This is a genomic window from Serratia sp. 22278, from assembly GCF_052045405.1.
In the GTDB taxonomy this organism is placed as follows: domain Bacteria; phylum Pseudomonadota; class Gammaproteobacteria; order Enterobacterales; family Enterobacteriaceae; genus Serratia; species Serratia marcescens.
In genome coordinates this window covers 90,529-112,211 of record NZ_JBQEOW010000015.1, presented here as the reverse complement: position 1 = coordinate 112,211, position 21,683 = coordinate 90,529, and the positions used below count along the sequence as shown (strand labels likewise).

Annotated in this window: 18 protein-coding genes and 1 pseudogene; 10 read left to right on the top strand and 9 right to left on the bottom strand. The window is 60.4% G+C overall.

Annotated elements, in window-relative coordinates; genetic code table 11:
* Window positions 1–65 (top strand): annotated as a pseudogene (locus tag ACTJJ6_RS21290) (transketolase-like TK C-terminal-containing protein); the annotation flags it as partial.
* 69 nt (window positions 66–134) lie between these two features.
* Here ACTJJ6_RS21290 and brnQ read toward each other — a convergent pair.
* The 3 genes from brnQ to ACTJJ6_RS21275 all read right to left on the bottom strand — a co-directional run bounded on the left by brnQ (window position 135) and on the right by ACTJJ6_RS21275 (window position 2,901).
* A complete protein-coding gene (brnQ, locus tag ACTJJ6_RS21285; RefSeq protein WP_016930038.1) occupies window positions 135–1,457 on the bottom strand; it encodes a branched-chain amino acid transport system II carrier protein in 1,323 nt (440 codons plus the stop codon).
* Window positions 1,458–1,656: 199 nt separating this feature from the next.
* Entirely contained in the window at window positions 1,657–2,538 is an 882-nt protein-coding gene (locus ACTJJ6_RS21280; RefSeq protein WP_028127702.1) for a 2OG-Fe dioxygenase family protein, read from the bottom strand.
* A gap of 30 nt (window positions 2,539–2,568) precedes the next feature.
* On the bottom strand, window positions 2,569–2,901 hold the full coding sequence (locus ACTJJ6_RS21275; RefSeq protein ID WP_004931561.1) for a tRNA-binding protein: 333 nt from the start codon (window positions 2,899–2,901) through the stop codon (window positions 2,569–2,571).
* 287 nt (window positions 2,902–3,188) lie between these two features.
* Between ACTJJ6_RS21275 and ACTJJ6_RS21270 the strand changes: the two genes are divergently transcribed.
* The 4 genes from ACTJJ6_RS21270 to ACTJJ6_RS21255 all read left to right on the top strand — a co-directional run bounded on the left by ACTJJ6_RS21270 (window position 3,189) and on the right by ACTJJ6_RS21255 (window position 8,275).
* The gene (locus tag ACTJJ6_RS21270) at window positions 3,189–4,106 is read left to right on the top strand and encodes a DMT family transporter (RefSeq protein ID WP_016930036.1); all 918 of its coding nucleotides are present in this window, start codon (window positions 3,189–3,191) and stop codon (window positions 4,104–4,106) included.
* 169 nt (window positions 4,107–4,275) lie between these two features.
* Window positions 4,276–5,364 (top strand): ABC transporter substrate-binding protein, encoded by a 1,089-nt coding sequence (locus ACTJJ6_RS21265; RefSeq protein WP_033641358.1) that lies wholly within the window; start codon window positions 4,276–4,278, stop codon window positions 5,362–5,364.
* Window positions 5,365–5,442: 78 nt separating this feature from the next.
* Window positions 5,443–7,212, top strand: a complete 1,770-nt coding sequence (locus tag ACTJJ6_RS21260) for an ABC transporter permease (RefSeq protein WP_033639426.1) — start codon at window positions 5,443–5,445, stop codon at window positions 7,210–7,212.
* The gene (locus ACTJJ6_RS21255; RefSeq protein ID WP_016930033.1) at window positions 7,205–8,275 is read left to right on the top strand and encodes an ABC transporter ATP-binding protein; all 1,071 of its coding nucleotides are present in this window, start codon (window positions 7,205–7,207) and stop codon (window positions 8,273–8,275) included. Before ACTJJ6_RS21260 ends, ACTJJ6_RS21255 begins: the two co-directional genes overlap by 8 nt.
* A gap of 30 nt (window positions 8,276–8,305) precedes the next feature.
* On the opposite strand, the gene ACTJJ6_RS21250 is transcribed toward ACTJJ6_RS21255, so the two are convergent.
* From ACTJJ6_RS21250 to ACTJJ6_RS21230, 5 genes are all read right to left on the bottom strand, one after another.
* On the bottom strand, window positions 8,306–9,271 hold the full coding sequence (locus ACTJJ6_RS21250; protein ID WP_440804114.1) for a PDR/VanB family oxidoreductase: 966 nt from the start codon (window positions 9,269–9,271) through the stop codon (window positions 8,306–8,308).
* Window positions 9,272–9,312: 41 nt separating this feature from the next.
* Window positions 9,313–10,761 (bottom strand): NAD-dependent succinate-semialdehyde dehydrogenase, encoded by a 1,449-nt coding sequence (locus ACTJJ6_RS21245; RefSeq protein WP_049300354.1) that lies wholly within the window; start codon window positions 10,759–10,761, stop codon window positions 9,313–9,315.
* Between the two features lie 45 nt (window positions 10,762–10,806).
* Window positions 10,807–11,931 (bottom strand): aromatic ring-hydroxylating oxygenase subunit alpha, encoded by a 1,125-nt coding sequence (locus tag ACTJJ6_RS21240; protein ID WP_015378998.1) that lies wholly within the window; start codon window positions 11,929–11,931, stop codon window positions 10,807–10,809.
* 26 nt (window positions 11,932–11,957) lie between these two features.
* Complete coding sequence (locus ACTJJ6_RS21235; protein WP_440804109.1) at window positions 11,958–13,568, bottom strand: BCCT family transporter; 1,611 nt, start codon at window positions 13,566–13,568, stop codon at window positions 11,958–11,960.
* Window positions 13,569–13,932: 364 nt separating this feature from the next.
* A complete protein-coding gene (locus tag ACTJJ6_RS21230; RefSeq protein ID WP_440804106.1) occupies window positions 13,933–15,018 on the bottom strand; it encodes a tartrate dehydrogenase in 1,086 nt (361 codons plus the stop codon).
* 82 nt (window positions 15,019–15,100) lie between these two features.
* Here ACTJJ6_RS21230 and ACTJJ6_RS21225 point away from each other — a divergent pair, with 82 nt between their 5' ends.
* From ACTJJ6_RS21225 to fbaA, 4 genes are all read left to right on the top strand, one after another.
* Window positions 15,101–16,060, top strand: coding sequence for a LysR substrate-binding domain-containing protein (locus ACTJJ6_RS21225; protein WP_440804103.1), 960 nt, complete (start codon window positions 15,101–15,103; stop codon window positions 16,058–16,060).
* Between the two features lie 312 nt (window positions 16,061–16,372).
* Window positions 16,373–17,389 carry an erythrose-4-phosphate dehydrogenase gene (gene epd / locus ACTJJ6_RS21220; RefSeq protein WP_440804100.1) on the top strand — a complete coding sequence of 339 codons (1,017 nt, stop codon included), beginning with the start codon at window positions 16,373–16,375 and terminating at the stop codon, window positions 17,387–17,389.
* A 70-nt stretch (window positions 17,390–17,459) separates the two neighbouring features.
* Window positions 17,460–18,623, top strand: coding sequence for a phosphoglycerate kinase (gene pgk, locus ACTJJ6_RS21215; RefSeq protein ID WP_028127700.1), 1,164 nt, complete (start codon window positions 17,460–17,462; stop codon window positions 18,621–18,623).
* Between the two features lie 116 nt (window positions 18,624–18,739).
* The gene (fbaA, locus tag ACTJJ6_RS21210; protein ID WP_004931586.1) at window positions 18,740–19,819 is read left to right on the top strand and encodes a class II fructose-bisphosphate aldolase; all 1,080 of its coding nucleotides are present in this window, start codon (window positions 18,740–18,742) and stop codon (window positions 19,817–19,819) included.
* 56 nt (window positions 19,820–19,875) lie between these two features.
* Here fbaA and ACTJJ6_RS21205 read toward each other — a convergent pair whose 3' ends face one another.
* On the bottom strand, window positions 19,876–20,544 hold the full coding sequence (locus ACTJJ6_RS21205; protein WP_016930030.1) for a DUF1345 domain-containing protein: 669 nt from the start codon (window positions 20,542–20,544) through the stop codon (window positions 19,876–19,878).
* Window positions 20,545–20,749: 205 nt separating this feature from the next.
* Here ACTJJ6_RS21205 and mscS point away from each other — a divergent pair, with 205 nt between their 5' ends.
* Window positions 20,750–21,616 carry a small-conductance mechanosensitive channel MscS gene (gene mscS, locus ACTJJ6_RS21200; RefSeq protein WP_015378992.1) on the top strand — a complete coding sequence of 289 codons (867 nt, stop codon included), beginning with the start codon at window positions 20,750–20,752 and terminating at the stop codon, window positions 21,614–21,616.
* Window positions 21,617–21,683 lie beyond the last annotated feature (67 nt).

The window sequence follows — 21,683 nt, the reverse complement described above, 5'->3', positions numbered from 1 at the left end:
TGTTCGCCGAGTTCGGCTTCACCGTGGACAACGTGGTGGCGAAGGCGCAGGCGCTGCTGAAGTAAGCGGCCTGGCGCCAGCCGATAAAAAAGCCGGTCATCATGACCGGCTTTTTTTATGGGCGGAAATCGCGCTTACGACGCGGCATTGGCGCTTTCGACGCCGCGCAACCGGTCGTAAGCCGCCGCCAGCAACAGCACCAGCAGCGTAGGCTGCAGCCAGACCAGCCCCTGTTCGGCCAGCGGCAGCTTATCGAACCAGGCGGGCAGCAGGCCGCTGAAGCTGGAAGCCTTCAGGCCGTCGGCCAGGCCAAACACCAGGCTGGTGGCGATCACCGGCGCGAAGACGCGCCTGGCGCTGCGCCAGCGGTTCTGGCTGAAGCTGAGCAACACCAGCGCGATGCAGGGCGGGTAGATCGCCGTCAGCACCGGCAGCGAGACGCGGATCAGATTGGCCAGCCCCATGTTGGAGACCAGCATGGCGAAGAGGGCGAGGATGACCACCAGCGTGCGGTAAGAGAGCGGCAGGTAGCGGGAGAAGAAGTCCGCGCAGGCGCAGGTCATGCCGACCGCCGTCACCAGGCAGGCGATGAACATCAGCACCGCCATAAAGACGCTGCCCAGATCGCCGAAGGTGTGCTGTACATAGGCGTGCAGGATTGCCGCGCCATCCTGAGCGCCGTTCTCGATCAGGCTACCGCTGCCGGCGCCGAGTTTGAACATGCAGATATAGACCAGCGTCAGGCCGACGCCGGCGATCAGGCTGGCCCACAGCGTATAACGCAGCAGCAACCCGCTGTCGCTGACGCCGCGCGAGCGGGCGGCGGTAACGATAATCGAACCGAACATCAGCGCCGACAGCGTGTCCATGGTTTGATAACCCTGTACGAAGCCGGTGGAAAACGCCGAGGCTTGATAGCTGCCGACGGCGGAGAGCGGCGCGCCTGCGGGCCAGACCAGGGCGGCGATGCCGAGCGCGGCCAGCGCCAGAATTTTCAGCGGCGCCAGAATATGGCCAACGTTATCGAGCAACCGTCCGGGATAAAGCGACACAATCATCGCCAGGGTAAAGAACAGCAGGCTGTAGATGAACTGCGGCAGGGCGCCGTCGCCGGTGAAAGGCGCAATGCCGAGGGCGAAAGAGACATTGGCGGTTCGCGGCGTGGCGAATAACGGGCCGAGCGCCAGATAGCAGACGGTCGCCAGCAGCAAGCCGGCGGTGCGGCCGATGGGGCCGGTCAGCAGGCTGATGCTGCCGCCGACGCGCGCCAACGCGATCACGGCGATCACCGGCAGGGCGACGGCGGTCACCATAAACCCGATAGCGGCCGGCCACAGATGTTCGCCGGACTGCAGTCCCACCAGCGGCGGGAAGATGATGTTGCCGGCGCCGACAAACAGGGCAAAGGTCATAAAGCCCAGGGCGATAATGTCTTTCGGGGATAAACTCTTGGTCATAACGGTATGGCACTGCCTGTATTCATGAAATAAACGGCCTGCCTGCAGAGGGCTGGCGCGTGGGGCAGCGAGCGCCCGCAAAAATTTTCGTCCGGCAGGATATAATAATTCGGCGACAAAAACCTGATTAATCCAGCGCTGTTTATCCTTGCGTGAACCGGCCGCACAGATGAATCCTGGCGGCCGGCCCGGCAGCGCGTTAGCTCGCGCGCGCCACCATGTCTATCGACAGCGGGATTTCGATATGCGGTTTAAAAGAGTCATACGCGAAGGAGACGTGGCCGTCTTCGACCGGTTTACGGGTGAAAAAGATCAGCATATCGCGGGTTGAATTCTTACGTTTGTCCTGCGCTTCCACCGGTGAGAGGCTGTGTTTGCGTTCATGGTCGACAATCAGCAGGGTATCGAGGAAATGCCGATGCTGTATTGCGCCCAAAATCCATTCCGGCCGGGCCCGATCGAATTTGATCCCGCTGGTTTCGCGCATATCGTGAATAAAGGTCTTGGCGCTGTCGTCGGTCATGTTGTCGCAGCCGAGGAAGGTCGTCATGGTGTGGTCGACGCCGTCGCTGTGTACGCCTTCCAGCGCCGGTTCGCCCAGCATCTGCGGCGTGGTGACGGTGCGCAGGTTGAACACCGTGCAGACGAACTTGTTGATCTCCTGATTAAGCCGGGGGCGCGGCGTCACGCTCACGCCATCGATCACGTAGGCTTTGAATTTCATCAGCGCCTGAAATGCCGTATTCAACTGCAGATCGTCGTTGATGCCGCGGAAATGGCGCACCTTTCCCGAATCGTAGCGGATGAAGTCTTCCTCGACCGAGAGCACGAAAGGCTGGAACTCCAGCCGCTCAATCCGGGCGCGATCGAAGTCGAAACAGAAACGGCCGTTTCTGGACTTGCGGAAAGGCAGCGTGGGATCGTCCGCCAGATTGGCGCTGACCTGCTGCAGCCTGGCGAAATCTTCCGGCCGCGCGCCCAGCGCCAGCAGGATTGCCTGCATGGTAGCGCCGGGGATAAAGGCTGAACGGTGTTCCTGGTATGCTTTCTTAACTTCATCAAGCAGAGATAACTGTCGCATTTCTCGGAGGCCTCACGAATGATGGGGCGGTTATAAAATCTTGCTGCCGATCTCCACGTCGAAATCGGGTTTCAGCAAGACGGTGCCTTGATCCCTGGTGACCGCGGCAAGAACCAGCACTTCGGATTTAAATCCGGCAACCCGCCTGGCGGGGAAATTAACGACGGAGATGACTTTTCTGCCAAGCAGGTCATCTTCCTGATAGTTTTCGCATAATTGCGCCGAACTGTTTTTAATGCCAATTTCCTCGCCGAAATCAATGCGCAGCTTATAGGCGGGTTTTAACGCCTTGTCGTTATATTCCACGGAAATAATTTCGCCAATACGCATATCCAGTTTCATAAAATCAGTGATTTCGGCCATGAGTCAGTCCCGTTAATTAAATGGCTTCAGAAAGGCTAGCAAAGGGGAATTATCCCGACAATGTCGCCGATAGGGGAATATTTATACCTGATGTAGCAATTAATTTACATTATCGTAACGTAGCGCAATTAATTATAAGCTCGATGAATTATATGAAATTGAAACTTCATTATTCACCGGTAATTATGTGCACCACCTGAACTTGGGCGTTCGCTCGGCACTGTTAAGCCCGTGTTAAATTGGTTAGTATGCCCTCATTCATCAACCGCATTCTTTCAGGTAGTGATATGGAAATAACCCCGCGTGAAAAACGCGATCGGCGAAAGGCATTTATCGCGCCGTTTTTCCTGATATTAATTTGGTCGACGGGTTTTATTGCCGCGCGTGCGGTGGCGGATCATGCCGATCCCAACCTTTTCCTGACCTTTCGCTTTTTGATCGCCGCCGCGGTATTCGCTTTGCTGGCATTGCATTGCGCCTGGCCCAAGGGGCGGCAGTTCGTGATGCACCTGCTGACCGGCATGTTGATGAATGGCGTTTATCTCGCTGCAAGCTGGTGGGCGGTGGCGAACGGCCTGGCGGCCGGGGTGATGTCGCTGATCGGCGGATTGCAGCCGTTGTTCACCGCGCTGATTTTCGCGTTGGTGCTGCGCAAATCGATAGGGTTACGCTCCTGGGCCGGACTGGCGGTCGGTTTTATCGGCGTTGCGCTGGTGCTCTCCCCTCGACTGACCGGTATCGACGTCGGCAATATGGCGCTGTTGCCGATCCTGATGGGGTTTGGCAGCATCGTCGCGCTGACGATCGGCATCATGGTGCAGAAGTCTTCGCTGGCGGCGGCCGATCTGCGGGCGGCGGGCGCCATTCAGCACCTCGGCGCCGCGATCGTGACCGGCGCGTTGGCGGCCGTGATGGGCTCCGGCGCCTGGGACAATTCGCCGACGCTGTGGTTCTCGCTGCTGTGGTCGGCCGGCGTGTTGTCGCTGGGCGGCACCGCGCTGTTTATCTGGATGGTGCGCCACGGCGATTTGACTCGCATTACCGCGCTGATGCTGCTGGTGCCGCCGGCGGCGGCGCTGCAGGCTTACGCGCTGTTTGGCGAGGCGCTGTCGCTGGTGCAGTTGGCGGGGTTTGCCCTGACCCTGCTGGGGGTCGCCATCGTACAGCGAATTCGCCTGCTGCGGCGTTCTCGCCTGGCCGAATAGTTTGCGACAGGAAGCGCCGTAAAGCCCGCGCTGCCGGGCTTTTTTATTGGCTGAAAAACGTCCAACCTCACAAAACCGAAAGATAACAAAGTAACGCCGTTGCCTCGTCACAGTTATTAACTATATGTTAATTTTTAGTTTATTAAATGTGATCAGGGGATGGATAATGATGATGAAAAAAATCAGCGCGACCGTAGCGGCAATCACTTTGCTAGGCTCCGTTTCCGCCTATGCGGCCTTCCCGGCGGGCTACCCCGCCGACTACCAGAAACTGGTCGACGGCGCGAAGAAAGAAGGCAAGGTGGTGATTTACTCGACCACCGACACCAAGGCGGCGGCGCCGCTGATCCAGGGGTTCGAGGCGTTGTATCCGGGCATCAAGGTCGAATACAACGACATGAACAGCACCGAACTGTATAACCGCTTTATCAGCGAGCAGGCGGCCGGCGGCACCAGCGGCGACGTGGTGTGGAGTTCGTCGATGGACACCATTTTGAAACTGGCGGGCGATTACGCGCAGGAATACGCCTCTCCCGAGCAGGCTCAACTGCCGAAATGGGCGGTATGGCAAGATAAGGTGTATGGCACCACCTATGAGCCGGTGGTGTTTATCTATAACAAACGCCTGATCCCGCAAGGCGATGTGCCGGATTCGCATGCGGCGCTGGCCAAGCTGATCGCCGGCCAGACGGACAAATTCAAGAAGAAAGTCACCACCTACGACATCGAAAAATCCGGCGTCGGCTTCATGCTGTCGGTGCAGGACTTCAAGGCCGATCCTAACTACTTCAAAACGCTGGCCGACGTGGCCAAGGGTGGCCTGGCGGTGCAATCCTCCACCGGCACCATGATGGAACGCGTTTCCTCCGGTGAAAACCTGATCGGCTTCAATATCCTCGGTTCATACGCCGAGGCCCGCGCCAAGAGCGACCCGTCGCTCGGCATCGTCTATCCGAAAGACTATACCCTGGTGCTGTCGCGCGTGAGCTTCATCGGCAAAGAGGCCGGCAACCCTAACGCCGCCAAGCTGTGGTTTGACTATGTGCTGTCGGAGAAAGGGCAAAATATTCTCGCCAATCAGGCGGATATCCCCTCGATCCGCAACGACATCGAAGGCAAGAACGACATCGATGGCATGACCAAGCTGTTGGGTAACGCGCTCAAACCGATCCCGGTCGATGACAGCCTGCTGGAATATCTGCAGCCGGCCAAGCGTCTCGACTATATCAAACAATGGCGCGCCGCCGCGGCGAAATAACAGGGACTGCATTCGGACGCGCGCCTGTCGCACGGGCGCGCGCCCTTTGGTCGTCGTTTACAACCATAGGGAGCATTTATGCAAGCATGGCGCAGAAAGTGGCAGAGTCTGCCGCGCGGCCTGGTGGTGTTGATAACCGCGCTGGTTATCTATGTCCCCCTGTCGTTTATCATCATTCAAAGCTTCCTCTCGGCACCGTTTTTCTCTCCTTCCAAGGTTTTCAGCCTTGAGGCCTTCGAGTTCATCTTTACCGATCCGGATTTCTACAAGGCGCTGAAAAGCGGCTTTATTTTGGCATTCGGCCTGGTGATTATCGCCATCCCGCTCGGCGGTGTTTTGGCCTTCCTGATGGTGCGCACCGATCTGCCGGGGCGGCGGATCATCGAACCGCTGATTCTGGTGCCGATCTTCGTGTCGCCGATGGTGCTGGGTTTCGGTTACGTGGTGGCGGCGGGACCGGTAGGTTTCTTCTCGCTGTGGGCGGAGGCGCTGCTGGGCTTCGTGCCGTGGAACATCTACTCAATGGCCAGCATCGTGGTGATAGCCGGATTGACGCACGTGCCTCACGCGTATCTGTACATCTCCTCGGCGCTGCGCAGCGTGGGCTCCGACGTTGAAGAAGCGGCGCGCACCGCCGGCGCCACGCCGCTGCAGGTGATGACCGCCGTCAGTCTGCCGATGGTGCGGCCGTCTATCTTGTACGCCGGGGTGCTGTTGTTCTTCCTCGGGCTGGAAGTGTTCGGCCTGATGCTGGTGTTGGGCGATCCGGAAGGCAACCTGGTGCTGGCGACCTACCTGTACCAGTTGACCAACAAGCTGGGCACGCCGTCTTACCATCTGATGGCGGCGGTGGCGGTGGTGCTGATTTGCATCACTATTCCGTTGGTGATGCTGCAGCGCCGGCTGATGCGCACCGCCAATCGCTTTGTCACCGTCAAGGGCAAAGCCTCGCAGGCCCGCGCGCTGCCGCTCGGCAAATGGCGCTGGGTGGCCGGCGCGGTGGTGGTGTTCTGGCTGACCGTGACCATCGGCGTGCCGCTGATCGGCGTGGTGCTGCGCGCCTTTATCTCTAACTGGGGCGTGGGCGTGTCTGTCTGGGACGAGCTGTCGATCAACACCTTCCGCACCATCTGGGCGCAGCCCAACCTGCTGCGCGCCATCGTCAACTCGATGGCGATCGGGGTGATCGGCGGGGCGCTGGCGGTGGCGTGCTACCTGTTTATCGGCATCGCCATGCACCGCAAGCCGGATGGCGCCACGCGCTTCCTCGACTACAGCGTACTGGTGCCGCGCGCGGTGCCGGGGCTGTTGGCCGGTCTGGCATTCCTGTGGGTGTTCCTGTTCTTGCCGATGTGGCTGGACAAATCGCTCAAGGAGGGCTGGCTGTCGGCGTTGCCGATGGCCGAGTGGCTGCGTGCTAACTGGATTGTCTGGCTGCGTTCGCTGCGCAGCACTATCTTCAGCGTCTGGCTGGCTTACACCGTGGTATGGATGGCCTACGGCCTGAGGCTGATCTCTTCCACGTTGCTGCAGGTGGGGCCGGAGCTGGAAGAGGCGGCGCGCAGCGCCGGCGCCAGCCGCGGCCAGATCACCCGCCACGTCACCATTCCGCTGTCGCGCTATGGCCTGATCGGCTCTTGGCTGCTGATGTTCCTGATTTTTGAACGCGAATATTCCACCGGGGTGTATCTGCTGTCTCCGGGCACGGAAACCATCGGCTCGATGCTGGTTTCTCTGTGGGCCGCGGGCGCTATCGATATCGTCGCCGCGCTGTCGTTCATCAATATCCTGCTGGTGGTGCTGGGGCTGGGGATCGCCTTGCGCTTTGGAGTGAAATTACATGATTGAACTTTCGGTAGAGAATCTGCATTTGACCTATGGCGACAACCCGGTGCTGAAAGGGGTGTCGATGGATCTGAAACGGGGCGAGGTGGTCTCGCTGCTGGGCCCGTCGGGCAGCGGCAAAACCACGCTGCTGCGGGCGGTGGCCGGGCTGGAGAAACCGAGCCAGGGGCGGATCGTCATCGGCAATAACCCCGTGTACAACGGCAGCGCGCGCAGCGAAATTCCCGCCGAAGAGCGCAACCTGGGGCTGGTGTTTCAGTCCTATGCCCTGTGGCCGCATAAAACGGTGTTTGAGAACGTCGCTTACCCGCTGAAGCTGCGTAAGACCGCCTCGGCGGAAATCGCCCAGCGGGTGCAGGCGGTGCTGGATCAGCTCGGGTTGGGGCATCTGGCCAAGCGGCACCCGCACCAGCTTTCCGGCGGCCAGCAGCAGCGCGTGGCGATCGGGCGTGCGCTGGTCTACAACCCGCCGGTGATCCTGCTGGATGAGCCGCTGTCCAACCTTGACGCCAAGCTGCGCGAAGAGGCGCGGGTATTCCTGCGCGAGCTGATCATCAAGCTCGGTCTGTCGGCGCTGATGGTGACCCACGATCAGAACGAGGCGATGGCCATTTCCGATCGCATCCTGCTGCTCAATAACGGCAAAATCGAACAACAGGGCACGCCGCAGGAGATGTACGGTTCACCCACCACGCTGTTCACCGCCGAGTTCATGGGCAGCAACAACCGCTTGCCGGGCAAGGTTGTCGCGCGGGAAGGCGACCGGGCGCGCATCGAAGGCAAGGATTGGGCGCTGTGGGGCAAAGCGGGCGCCGGCGTGCAGGTCGGGCAGGAGGGCACGGCGGTGATCCGCGTGGAGCGCGTACGGTTGGGCGAAGATCCGCAGGGCAACCAGCTTGAGCTGCCGTTGCTGACCAGCATGTATCTCGGCGATCGCTGGGAATACCTGTTCCGCACCGTGGCCGAAGATTTCGTGGTGCGCGCCTATGGCCAGGAGGCGCGCGATCGGGCGTTGTGCCGGCTCTCCCTGCCGGCCGATCATCTGTGGATATTCCCGAAAGCCTAATCAGGACGCCCGCTGATGCGGGCGTTCCGTTTACAAATCCAGCACCAGTCGGCTGCCTTTGGCGCGCGAGCAGCAGATCAACAGGGTTTGCTGCGCCGCGCGTTCTTCGTCGCTGAGATACTGATCGCGGTGGTCGGCTTCCCCCTCGACGATGCGGGTTTCGCAGGTGCCGCAAATGCCTTCGCGGCACAGACACTCGACCCTGGCCGCCTTGCTGTTTTCCAGCGCCTGCAGGATGGTCATGTCTTCCGCCACTTCAAGTTCAATACCCGACCGGGTCAGCACCAGCGTAAAGGCGCCGCCCGCCGTGTCTTCGGCGGCGAAGGCTTCGCTGTGTAAACGCGCGGCGTCGATACCCAGTTCGGCGGCGGTCCGGTAGACCGCTTCGTTCAGCGCCCTCGGGCCGCAGACGTAGATATGGGCGCCGGGTTCCACGTCGGCCAGCGTGCGTGCCAGATCCAACCGGCCGCCAAGGCTGGAGACATGGCAACTGACGTTGTCGGTGAACGGCGCTTGCGTCAGCTGCTGCTGGAAGGCGTTGTGTTCCTCGCTGTGGAAGCAGTAGTGCAGATGGTAGCGTTGGCCGCTGCGTTGCAGCTCATGCAGATGGGCCATAAACGGCGTGATGCCGATGCCGCCGGCGATCAACACGTGATGCCGTGCCTCCGGCGCCAGCGCGAACAGGTTATTCGGGGTGCTGATGGTCAGCGTATCGCCGACCGCCAGCCGGTCATGCATGAAGTCAGAACCGCCTTTGGAAGGAGACTCGCGCCGAACGGCGATCTGGTAATGCTCTGGCTCGAACGGTGAGCTGAGCAGCGAGTAAGCGTTGCTGTAGCGCTTCTCGCCGTCCTGCATTTGCACGATGATGTGGCTGCCGCCGCTGAAGGCGGGCAGCGGCCGGCCTTGCGGATCCGCCAGAGTAAAGCGCTTGACCTGTGCGGTGACGGTTTCGATGTCGACGACGCGAACATCAAGCATCTGATAGCTGGTCATTCATTGGCTCCAAAGCGCGGGCGTCCCCGCGCATAAAAAAGTTATACCGCCTGGCACAGGTATTTGAGCTCCAGATAGTCTTCGATGCCGTATTCGGAGCCTTCACGCCCCAGGCCCGACTGTTTCACTCCGCCGAACGGCGCGACCTCGTTGGAGATAAGCCCGGTATTGATACCGACCATGCCGTACTCCAGCCGCTCCGAAACGCGCCAGATGCGCGCCGCATCGCGGGTGTAGAAGTAGGCGGCCAATCCGTAGATGGTATCGTTGGCCTGGCGGATCGCCTCGGCTTCGTCATCGAACACCACCAGCGGCGCGACCGGGCCGAAGATCTCTTCCTCCAGCAGTAGCGAGCCGGGCTGCACGTTGCCCAGCACCGTCGGGGTGAAGAAGTTGCCGCCCAGCGCGTGCGGCGTGGCGCCGGTCAGCACCTGAGCGCCTTTGCTCAGCGCGTCATCGAGCAGCTCCAGCACCTTGTCGCGCGCCTTGCGGTTGATCAGCGGGCCTATTTGCACGCCCGGTTCGAAGCCGTTGCCGACCTGCAGCGCCGCCACGCGGGAGACAAACTTCTCGGCGAACTGCGGGTAAACGCCGCGCTGCACGTAGAAACGGTTGACGCAGACGCAGGTCTGCCCGGCGTTGCGGTATTTGGCGATCAGCGCGCCTTCCACTGCGGCATCGATGTCCGCATCGTCAAACACGATGAACGGCGCGTTGCCGCCCAGCTCCAGCGACACTTTCTTGATGGTGTCCGAACTTTGGCGCATCAGCAGCCTGCCCACCGGCGTGGAGCCGGTAAAGCTCAGTTTGCGCACCTGCGGGTGGCGGGTCAGCTCGGCGCCGATCGCCTGCGAGTTGCCGGTCACTACGTTGAACACCCCGGCGGGAATGCCGGCGCGCTCGGCCAGTTCGGCCATCGCCAGCGCCGAATAAGGGGTTTCGTTGGCGGGTTTGACCACCAGCGTACAGCCGGCCGCCAGCGCCGGCGCGGCCTTTCGGGTGATCATCGCCGCCGGGAAGTTCCACGGCGTGATCGCCGCGCACACGCCGATGCCCTGCTTCAGCACCATCAGGCGTTTATCGCTGCTCGGCGAAGGAATGATGTCGCCGTTGGTGCGCTTGGCCTGTTCGGCGAACCATTCGATAAAGGAAGCGGCGTAGCGGATCTCGCCCAGCGATTCCGCCAGCGGTTTGCCTTGCTCCAGCGTCATCAGGCTGGCCAAATCCTGCTGGTGTTCCAGCATCAGTTCGAACCAGCGGCGCAGCAGCTGCGCGCGCTGTTGCGCCGGCAGCGCGCGCCAGCCTTCCAGCGCCTGCTGGGCGGCGTCGATCGCCGATTGGGTTTCGGCCGTCGCCATGTTGGGCACGCTGCCGATGAGTTGGCCGGTGGCGGGATCGCTCACCGGCAGGGTTTCCTGGTTGTCGGCGTCGCGCCATTGGCCGTTGATGTAGGCCTGTTGGCGGAATAGCGCCCGATCGGAAATATTCACGAGAACCTCACAAGTCAGGGGAAGGGGCCCTTGGGCCCCGTCGCATCAGGGTTGATAAACCTGCGCCAGCAGGTTGTGGAAGTGGGCGATGCCGTGCTCGCTGACGCCGCTGCCGGCGCCGTCGGCCATGATGCGCCCCTGCCCGCGATAGCCGCGCGATTTGAGGCCTTTTTGCACGCTCTCCACCAGCCGCAAATCTTCCGGGCGGAACACGTCGCGGTACCAGTCGATCAGTTTGAGCTGTTCGTCGCTCAAATCGGCGTTGGTGAAGTAAATGTCGTAGTGCTGCAGGGTGGTTTCCGCATCGACCGGGAACTCATAGATCACCGTCATCATGCCTTCCAGCGGCGGCATGTTGAACATGGTGCACGGCCACAGCCAGATGCCGTGGAAGCTGGCTTCTTTACCCTCTTCAAACTTGAACGACTGCTCGGAAGGGCGGGCGTAGCCGAACTGCAGCGTCCAGTTGCCGTGCAGGGTGTGCCAGTAGCGGTCGACCTGCACCGAGTCGGCGAAGCCGGGGTGCGCCGGGCCGCAGTGGTAGCACTCGAGGTAGTTGTCGACGATGTTCTTCCAGTTGGCCGGAGTGCGGGTGACGAAGCGCGCCGCCAGCTTGAGATCGTCGACCTGTGGGCAGGCCTCGCGCACTTTGGCGCCGAGGCCCGGCAGCTGGTCTTCCACCGTGCCGGCCTGCGAGTCCAGATTGACGTAAATAAACCCGGCGTACTCTTCGACCCGCACCGGCACCAGATGCGAGTTTTCCTTATCGAAGTTCTGCACGTTTTCGCAGTTGCGCGCGTGCGCCAGTTCGCCGTCCAGCTTGAACGCCCAGGCATGATAAGGGCAGGTGATGACGTTTTTCGCCCGGCCGTCGCCCGCCAGCAGCTGGTGGCCGCGGTGCGGGCAGACGTTGTAAAAGGCGCGCAGTACTTTGTCGCGGCCGCGTACCACCAGAATGTTTTCACCGATGATCTCGCGGGTGATGTAGTCGTTCGGTTGGGCGAGCTCGCTGCGGTGCGCCACGCAGATCCAACTGGTGGCGAACACCTGCTCTTTCTCGTGTTCGAACGCCGCCTGGTGGGTATAGAACCGGGCCGGAATGGTGTAAGCCTCGCGGGCGTCGGCGCAGAAATCTTTCGGTAAGGTAAATTCAGGGATCAGAGTGCTCATAAGTTAACCTTCCTCTTTTCTTATTGTCATTTCGCCATAGGGCGCGGTTGATACGACGATGGAGCGGAGAGTTCGGCGGCCGGCGGCGCGTCTGGCAGCGCCGGTGGGCTGCTTTCGATCAGGTGCGCCGGGATGGCCGCGTAGTCCTGTTTCAGCCAGCGGGCAAAGCCGCAGGTTTTCACCAGCAGCACCAGCAGGAACGGCAGCGCGGTCAGGATCACCGTGGTTTTCATGGTGTCCAGCGAGGCGCCGGTAAACAGGATCGACAGCGGGATCAGGGTGATTACCACGCACCAGAACAGGCGCAGCATCGGGCTGGGATCTTGCCCTTCCTGCAGGTTGCGGGTGCTGGTGGCGGCCATGGTGTAGGCCACGGCGTCCATGTGCGAGGCCAGGAAAATGATCATGATGAACAGATAGGCGGCCAGGAACAGCTTGCCGAGCGGCAGCGCCGTCAGCAGCATCTGCACGGCGGTTTCGCCGCCCTGGGTGCTGAGGATCTCCGGCACGTTGAGCTGCCCGCTGATGAACTGGTGCATGGCGTAACTTTCCAGCGAGCCGAAGAAGAACCAGCAGCCGAGGGTGCTGCCGAGCAGCAGCGCCCAGATCACCTCTTTAATCTTGCGGCCGCGCGAGACGCGGGTGACGAACATCGCCACGCCCGGGGTATAGGAGATCCACCACAGCCAGTAGAACACCGTCCAGCTGCGGCTGAAGCTGCCGTCGCCCATCGGATCGGTGAACAGGCTCATCTGCAGGAAGTTTTGCGCCGTCAGGCCGATGGCGTTGATGGTGTTGTTGATGGTGAACTCGGTGGGGCCGACCAGCAGCACCAGCCCGGCGAAGGCGAAAGCGCCCCAGCCGACCATTTTGCTCAGGCGCTGCATGCCGCCGTCGATGCCGATGTAAGAGCTGAGACAGAAGATCACCGCCGCCAGCAGGATCACCGTCGCCTGCACCGCGAAGTTATCCGGGATGCCGGTCAATGCCGTCAGCCCGCGGGTAAAGGTGGAGGCCGTCAGCACCAGCGAAATGGTGAGGGCGCCGACGGTGGCGACCAGGAAAATCAGATCCACCATCCGCCCGATCGGGCCGTTAGCGCGCACGCCGGTGATGGCGGAAATGATCCCCGACAGGCTGAGCCCTTTGTTCTTACGCACGTGGAAGTGGTAGGCCATGATCAGCGAGGCGAGGGCGTAGGTCGCCCAGGCGCTCAGACCCCAGTGGAAGAAGGAGTAGCTGATGCTGTATTCCAGCGCCTTTGGGGTGCGCGGCGCGATGTTCAGCCCCGGCGTCTGGTAATAATACGCCCATTCCATCACCCCCCAGTACAGGGTGGACGAGCCCAGGCCGGCGCAGATGAACATGAACAGCCAGGCCAGCGTGGAGTATTGCGGTTTGCCTTCGCCGAGGCGGATGTTGCCGTATTTGCTCAACGCCAGATACAGCACCACCAGCAGGGCGATCAGCACCAGGATTTGAATGGTTGAACCGAACAGCCGGGTGACGCCGTTGAAAATGGTGTTGGCGATAAGCGCGGATTGAGCCGGAAAGAGCATCAGGCAAATGGCGATCAGCGCAATACTGCACAGGCTGATGGCGATGAGCGTGACATCCTTTTTAGGGGTGCTCTGCATGGGAGTGAACTCCTGTTATCGGTGGTGGGCCGGTGCGCGAAGCGTAGGGTGCGCCCGGGCCTTGTTGGTTTGAACCCTTTGTTTTGTTACACCGCGAGGAGCAAACGCCCCGACAGAACGCCACCGGAAATGTTTACTCTTCATTAACATTTTTGAGTGTGCACAAATTACAGGAGGGCCACAATTGGGGCATCTGTAAAAGGATAAAACACAGTATGTAAACAATTTGTTGTGATCTTGACCGGGGTATTGGCGTGCTTTCTGCGGTGATTTTCAGCGGATTTGCGGCGGCGATCGAAGTGGAAAAACGGACGTGGCAAAGCAGGGCGCGAAAGGGCGCCCTGCGCAGGAAAATCAACGGCGTTTAGCGTTGCAGCAGGGCGGCGATCGCCTGGCCGACTTGCTGGGTGGAGGCGCCGCCGCGCATATCCGGCGTGCGCGGCCCGTCGGCGATAATGCGCTCAATCGCCTGCAGGATGCCGTCGTGCGCCTGGCGGTAGCGGGCATCGCCGTCGCCGAGGAAATCCAGCATCATCGCGCCGCTCCAGATCATGGCGATCGGGTTGGCGATGTTCTTGCCGAAAATGTCCGGCGCCGAGCCGTGTACCGGCTCGAACAGCGACGGGAAGTTGCGTTCCGGGTTCAGGTTGGCCGACGGCGCGATGCCGATGGTGCCGGTACAGGCCGGGCCGAGATCCGACAGGATATCGCCGAACAGGTTGGAAGCCACCACCACGTCGAAGCGTTCGGGGTTCAGCACGAAGCGCGCGCACAGAATATCGATGTGCTGTTTATCCCAGGCGATATCAGGGTATTGGCGCGCCATCTCCGCCACGCGCTCATCCCAGTACGGCATGCTGATGGCCATGCCGTTGGACTTGGTGGCGGCGGTCAGACGCTTGCGCGGGCGCTGCTGCGCCAGCTCAAAGGCGTACTTGAGGATGCGGTCCACGCCCTGACGGGTGAACACCGACTCCTGGATCACCATCTCGCGTTCGGTGCCTTCGAACATCCGTCCGCCGAGCGAGGAGTATTCCCCTTCGGTATTTTCGCGCACCACGTAGAAATCGATATCGCCCGGCTGCTTGTTCGCCAGCGGGCAGGGCACGCCGGGAAACAGTCGCACCGGGCGCAGGTTGACGTATTGCTCGAAGTCGCGGCGAAATTTAAGCAGTGAACCCCACAGCGAAATGTGGTCGGGCACCGTATCCGGCCAGCCGACGGCGCCGAAATAGATGGCGTCGAAGCCCTTGAGCTGCTCAAACCAATCGTCCGGCATCATCTGGCCGTGGTGCTGGTAGTAGTCGCAGCTGGCCCACTCGAAGGTGTCGAATTCCAGCGACAGATCCCAGCGCGCTGCCGCCGCCTGCAATACTCGTATGCCTTCCGGCAACACTTCCCGCCCGATACCGTCCCCGGGGATGGCGGCAATCTTGTAAGTTTTGCTCATACAGAGGTCTCATTTGTAGGTAGGGGAGATTGACAACACTGCTATCCTATAATTGACTAACTGTTAATCAATCGCGAAAACGGTGAAACATAAAACACGAATCATGAACAATATGCCGATCCTGAGTGACCTGCGGGTGTTCGTGCTGGTGGCGCGCCGCGCCGGGTTCGCCGCCGCTGCCGAAGAGCTGGGCGTTTCGCCGGCCTTTATCAGCAAGCGCATTGCGTTGCTGGAAAAGGCGCTGGACGTGTCATTGCTGCACCGCACCACGCGGCGGGTGGCGATCACCGAAGACGGTGAACGCATCTACGAATGGGCGCAGCGCATTCTCAACGATGTCGATCAGATGATGGACGAGTTGTCCGAGGTGCGTCAGGCGCCGCAGGGCATGCTGCGCGTGGTCAGCAGCTTCGGCTTCGGCCGGCGTTTCGTGGCGCCGGCGCTGTCGGCGCTGGCGCGGCAGTACCCGCAGCTGGAGCTGCGGCTCGACGTGTCCGATCGGCTGGTGGATCTGGTCAGCGAAGGATTCGATCTGGATATCCGCATCGGCGACGATATCGCCCCCAATTTGATTGCGCGCAAGCTGGCGGACAATCAGCGCATCCTGTGCGCTTCGCCGGCATACCTGCAGCGCCACGGCTTGCCGAAAAATCCGGCGGAGCTGGCGGGCCGCACTTGTTTGGTGATCAAGGAACGCGATCACCCGTTCGGGCTGTGGCGGCTGCAGGGGCCGGGCGGCGAAGAGACGGTGAAGGTGACAGGGGCGCTGGCGTCGAACCACGGCGAAATCGTGCACCAGTGGTGCCTGGACGGGCAGGGCGTCGCGCTGCGTTCCGCCTGGGACGTGAAAGAGAACATCGACAGCGGCAGGTTGGTGCACATCCTGCCGGAGTATTATCAGCCGGCCAACATCTGGGCGGTGTACGTTTCCCGGCTGGCAACGTCGGCGAAAGTGCGGGTGACGGTCGAATTTTTGCGCGACTATTTCCGCGAGCACTACGGCGAAACGGGGCCGGCGAGCGAAAATCCACCGCGGCCTTAAGGCCAAAAATGTGCGCCAGATCATCTTATGCTCGTAAAACTCCCCTCCGTTACCTGAGGAACTGTTGCACCTGTTTCTTTTGCCAAAACTTTGGTTTATGCTCAGCTGAAGCGTTTCAGTTGAAGCACTCTTCGACAGAAATGCCGATGTGACGGCGGCGAAAAGCCGCTGAAGCGCGGGAATAATGCAAACTCGGCGATTCACAGCGGGCGGTACGATCCACTACTCTATGCGGGTTAGTGAGACAACCAGTCAGCGCCGGGCGGCGCCGGTGAGTCAACCCGGCGTGGACGGCCCTTTTTCAGGAGCAGCATGACCATCCGCATAGCGATAAACGGCTTTGGCCGCATCGGCCGCAGCGTATTGCGCGCACTGTACGAATCGGGACGACGGGCGGAAATCTCCGTGGTGGCGATCAACGAGCTGGCGAACGCCGAAGGCATGGCCCATCTGCTGAAGTACGATTCCAGCCACGGCCGCTTCGCCTGGGATGTGCGGCAAGAGTGCGACACGCTGAACGTCGGAGACGACGCGATTCGCCTGTTGCACCAGCCGGCGGTGGAGCAGTTGCCCTGGGGCGAGCTGGGCGTCGACGTGGTGTTGGACTGCAGCGGCGTGTACGGCAGCCGGGCGGATGGCGAAGCCCATCTGGCGGCGGGGGCGAAGAAAGTGTTGTTCGCCCATCCGGGCGGCAACGATCTGGACGCCACCATCGTGTTCGGCGTCAACCATCAGATGCTGCTGGCGGAGCACCGCATCGTGTCCAACGCCTCGTGCACCACCAACTGCATTATTCCGGTGATCAAGCTGCTGGATGACGCTTACAGCATCGAATCCGGCACCGTGACCACCATTCACTCGGCGATGAACGATCAGCCGGTGATCGACGCGTATCACGCGGATTTGCGGCGCACCCGCGCGGCGAGCCAGTCGATCATTCCGGTCGATACCAAGCTGGCTGCGGGCATCACCCGTATCTTCCCGCAGTTTTGCGATCGCTTCGAGGCGATCTCGGTGCGCGTGCCGACCATCAACGTGACGGCTATCGATCTCAGTGTCAGCGTGAGCGCCGCGGTGAAGGTGGCGGAGGTCAACCAGCTGTTGCAAAAGGCCGCACGGGAATCATTTCGTGGTATAGTTGACTACACGGAATTACCATTGGTCTCGATCGATTTTAACCATGACCCGCACAGCGCTATCGTCGACGGTACGCAGACTCGGGTCAGCGGGCAGCACCTGATAAAGACCTTGGTCTGGTGCGACAATGAATGGGGCTTTGCCAATCGGATGTTGGATACAACACGGGCAATGGCCGCCAGCGGTTTCTAGTACGGCGGCGCCGGCGTGATTGGCGCGCTGCTCAGGCAATTTTATAGAGATTCAATAAAGAGGGTTCACCATGTCTGTAATTAAGATGACCGATCTGGATCTGGCGGGTAAACGCGTACTGATCCGCTCCGATCTGAACGTGCCGGTAAAAGACGGTAAAGTGACTTCCGACGCGCGTATCCGCGCTTCCCTGCCGACTATCGAAGCTGCGCTGAAGCAAGGCGCCCGCGTGATGGTAACCTCCCACCTGGGTCGTCCTACCGAAGGCGAGTACAACGAAGAATTCTCCCTACTGCCTGTGGTCAACTACCTGAAAGAACACCTGAAATCCCCAGTGCGTCTGGCGAAGGATTATCTGGATGGCGTCGACGTCGCCGAAGGCGAACTGGTGGTGCTGGAAAACGTCCGCTTCAACAAGGGCGAGAAGAAAGACGACGAAACCCTGTCCAAGAAATACGCGGCGCTGTGCGACGTGTACGTAATGGATGCATTCGGCACCGCGCACCGCGCGCAGGCTTCCACCCACGGCGTGGGCAAGTTCGCGCCTGTCGCCTGTGCCGGTCCGCTGTTGTCCGCCGAACTGGAAGCGCTGGGCAAAGCGCTGGGCAACCCGGCCCGTCCGATGGTCGCCATCGTGGGCGGTTCTAAAGTGTCCACCAAACTGACCGTGCTGGATTCCCTGTCCAAAATCGCCGATCAGCTGATCGTCGGCGGCGGCATCGCCAACACCTTCGTGGCGGCGCAGGGCAACAACGTGGGCCAGTCCCTGTACGAACCTGACCTGATCCCGAACGCGCAGAAACTGCTGGAAACCTGCGACATTCCGGTGCCGACCGACGTGCGCGTAGCGACCGAGTTCTCCGAAACCGCAACCGCGACCGTGAAGCAGGCCAACGAGATCCAGGACAACGAGCAAATTCTGGATATGGGCGACGTCTCTGCCGAGCGTCTGGCCGTTATCCTGAAGAACGCCAAGACCATTCTGTGGAATGGCCCGGTTGGCGTATTCGAGTTCCCTAACTTCCGTAAGGGCACCGAAATTGTCGCCCGCGCGATCGCCGATAGCGACGCTTTCTCTATCGCTGGCGGCGGCGACACTCTGGCAGCCATCGATCTGTTCGGTATCGCTGACAAAATTTCCTACATCTCCACCGGCGGTGGCGCATTCCTGGAATTCGTTGAAGGGAAACCGCTGCCTGCAGTCGTGATGCTGGAAGAGCGCGCTAAGCAGTAATTCAGACAACGGGAGGCGAAAGCCGCCCGTTTGTTTTATACCGCGCGGCTAACGCTGCGCGGCGTGAAAACATCGATTTACATCCATCTACGGCCGACGAAACAGGACAAAGTAACATGTCTAAAATTTTTGATTTCGTAAAACCGGGTGTCATCACGGGTGATGACGTTCAGAAAGTCTTCGCAGTTGCTAAAGAGAACAACTTTGCGCTGCCAGCGGTAAACTGCGTGGGTACCGACTCCATCAACGCAGTGCTGGAAGCCGCGGCTAAAGTGCGCGCGCCGGTCATCGTTCAGTTCTCCAACGGCGGCGCCGCGTTCATCGCCGGCAAAGGCGTGAAGACCGATGTGCCGCAGGGCGCAGCGATTCTGGGCGCCATCTCTGGCGCACACCACGTTCACCAGATGGCTGAACACTACGGCGTGCCGGTGATCCTGCACACCGACCACTGCGCGAAGAAACTGCTGCCATGGCTGGACGGCCTGCTGGACGCCGGCGAGAAGCACTTCGCCGCTACCGGCAAACCGCTGTTCTCTTCCCACATGATCGATCTGTCTGAAGAGTCTCTGGAAGAAAACATCGAGATCTGCAGCGCCTACCTGAAGCGCATGGCCAAAATCGGCATGACGCTGGAAATCGAACTGGGCTGCACCGGCGGTGAAGAAGACGGCGTGGACAACAGCCATATGGACGCTTCCGCTCTGTACACCCAGCCGGAAGACGTGGCTTACGCGTACGAAAAACTGAACGCCATCAGCCCGCGCTTCACCATCGCAGCTTCCTTCGGTAACGTGCACGGCGTGTACAAGCCAGGCAACGTTAAGCTGACTCCGACCATCCTGCGCGATTCTCAGAAATACGTTTCCGAGAAATTCAACCTGCCGCATAACAGCCTGAACTTCGTGTTCCACGGCGGCTCCGGTTCCAGCGATGCGGAAATCAAAGAGTCCGTCAGCTACGGCGTGATCAAGATGAACATCGATACCGATACCCAATGGGCGACCTGGGACGGCATCCTGCAGTACTACAAAGCGAACGAAGCTTACCTGCAGGGCCAGCTGGGCAACCCGAAAGGCGCCGATCAGCCAAACAAGAAATACTACGATCCACGCGTATGGCTGCGCGCAGCGCAGACCAGCATGGTGACGCGTCTGGAGCAGGCTTTCAAAGATCTGAACGCGGTAGACGTTCTGTAATCTTCGGCACCTGTTGCACGATGCAAAAGGCTCCCTGCGGGGAGCCTTTTTTGTTTTCAGCCCAGCAGGCCGGCGCCGACGTTGATCGACAGGCCCAGGATCAGCATGTTGAACACGAACGAAATAACTGACTGCACGAGCGCGATTTTACGTACCTCCGCGGCGCCGACCGCCACGTCGGCGGTTTGCGACGCGACCGCGATGGTGAAGGAGAAGTAGGCGAAGTCCAGATAGGTCGGCTCGGTGAGATTGCCGGGGAACAGCAGCGGCAAAGGATCCCGCTGTGCGCCCTGACGATAAAACTGATGGGCATAGTGCATGGTGAAGGCGGTCGGCAGCAGCAGCCAGGAGACTGCCAGCGTTGCGCCGGTTAACGCCAGATGTAGCGTTTTCAGCGAGTCGCTGGCCTGTTTGGCGCTGCTCAATTCGAACAGGATCGCCAGAATGCTCACCAGACAACCGAAACTGACCAGCGCCAACACCGTGCTGGCGCTTTCATCCTGTCGCCGGGCGATCTGGCGAATGTGCTGCGGCGTGCTGACCAGCATCAGCCGCCAGAGAAACAGCAGATAGAGCCAGGCCAGCGTATTCCAGCCGATCATCAGGCGCTGCAGCAACGAGAGCTGGGCGGGCAGCAGCAGAAAGCACAACAGCCCCGCGCCGACGGAAAACAGCAGCCTGGGCCGCACTTGCCAATAGTGTTTGAGCGAAGAGCGAATGTGCATGAAGAACGGATCTCTTGTCGTGAAATGGCCAACGCGCTGTTTTCAGCATAGAAGAAGCGGCGGGCGGTTTCGGCTATTTTTAACGCTGACGGTTGGCATGAGCCTTTAATGTTGGTTACCCTTAGGCGGTGGTTTCCTACTGGCTGCCGAAGCCAGTGTATTTTTGCGAGTTTCTCCCGTTAGGGACTGAGTTAGGACGACACGAATGAAAGATTTGAATGTAGTAGACGGCATCAACGGTGCCGGCGACTGGTTGGTGAAGAACCAGGATCTGTTGATCCAGTACGCGGTGAATATCGTCGCCGCCATCGTTATCCTGATCATCGGTTCGATCGTGGCCCGCGTGGTCGGCAATGCGCTGAACCGCGTGATGAAACTGCGCGGCATCGACGCCACGGTAGCTGACTTCCTGTCGGCGATCGTACGTTACGGCGTGCTGGCGTTCACCTTCATCGCGGTGCTGGGGCGCGTCGGCGTGCAGACCACCTCGGTGATCGCCGTGCTGGGTGCCGCCGGTTTGGCCGTCGGTCTGGCGCTGCAAGGCTCGCTGTCCAACTTCGCCGCCGGCGTGCTGCTGGTGATCTTCCGCCCGCTGCGCGTGGGTGAGTATGTCGATCTGGGCGGCGTGGCCGGCACCGTCGATCAGGTGCAGATTTTCTCCACCACCCTGCGCACCGCAGACAACAAAACCATCGTGGTGCCGAACGGTAAAATCATCGCCGGCAACATCATCAACTACTCCCGCGAACCGAACCGCCGCGTGGATATCGTGGTAGGCGTGGCCTACAACGCCGATATCGACGTGGTGAAGAAGGTGTTGGGCGACGTGATCGCCGCCGACAAACGCATCATGCACGCTAAAGGTGTGACCGTGCGTCTGAACGAGATGGCGCCATCTTCCCTGAACTTCGTGACCCGTTCCTGGACCACTAACGCGGAATACTGGAACGTGTACTTCGATCTGATGGAAAACTTCAAGCGCGCGCTGGATGCCCACAACATCGGCATTCCGTTCCCGCAGATGGACGTGCACCTGTATCGCACCGAAGACGCTTCCGCCAAGGCGGAATAACACAGAAGGGGGCCTTGGCCCCCTTTTTTATTGCGGGCCGAGACGCTACCGATGGCGTCTCGGCCTT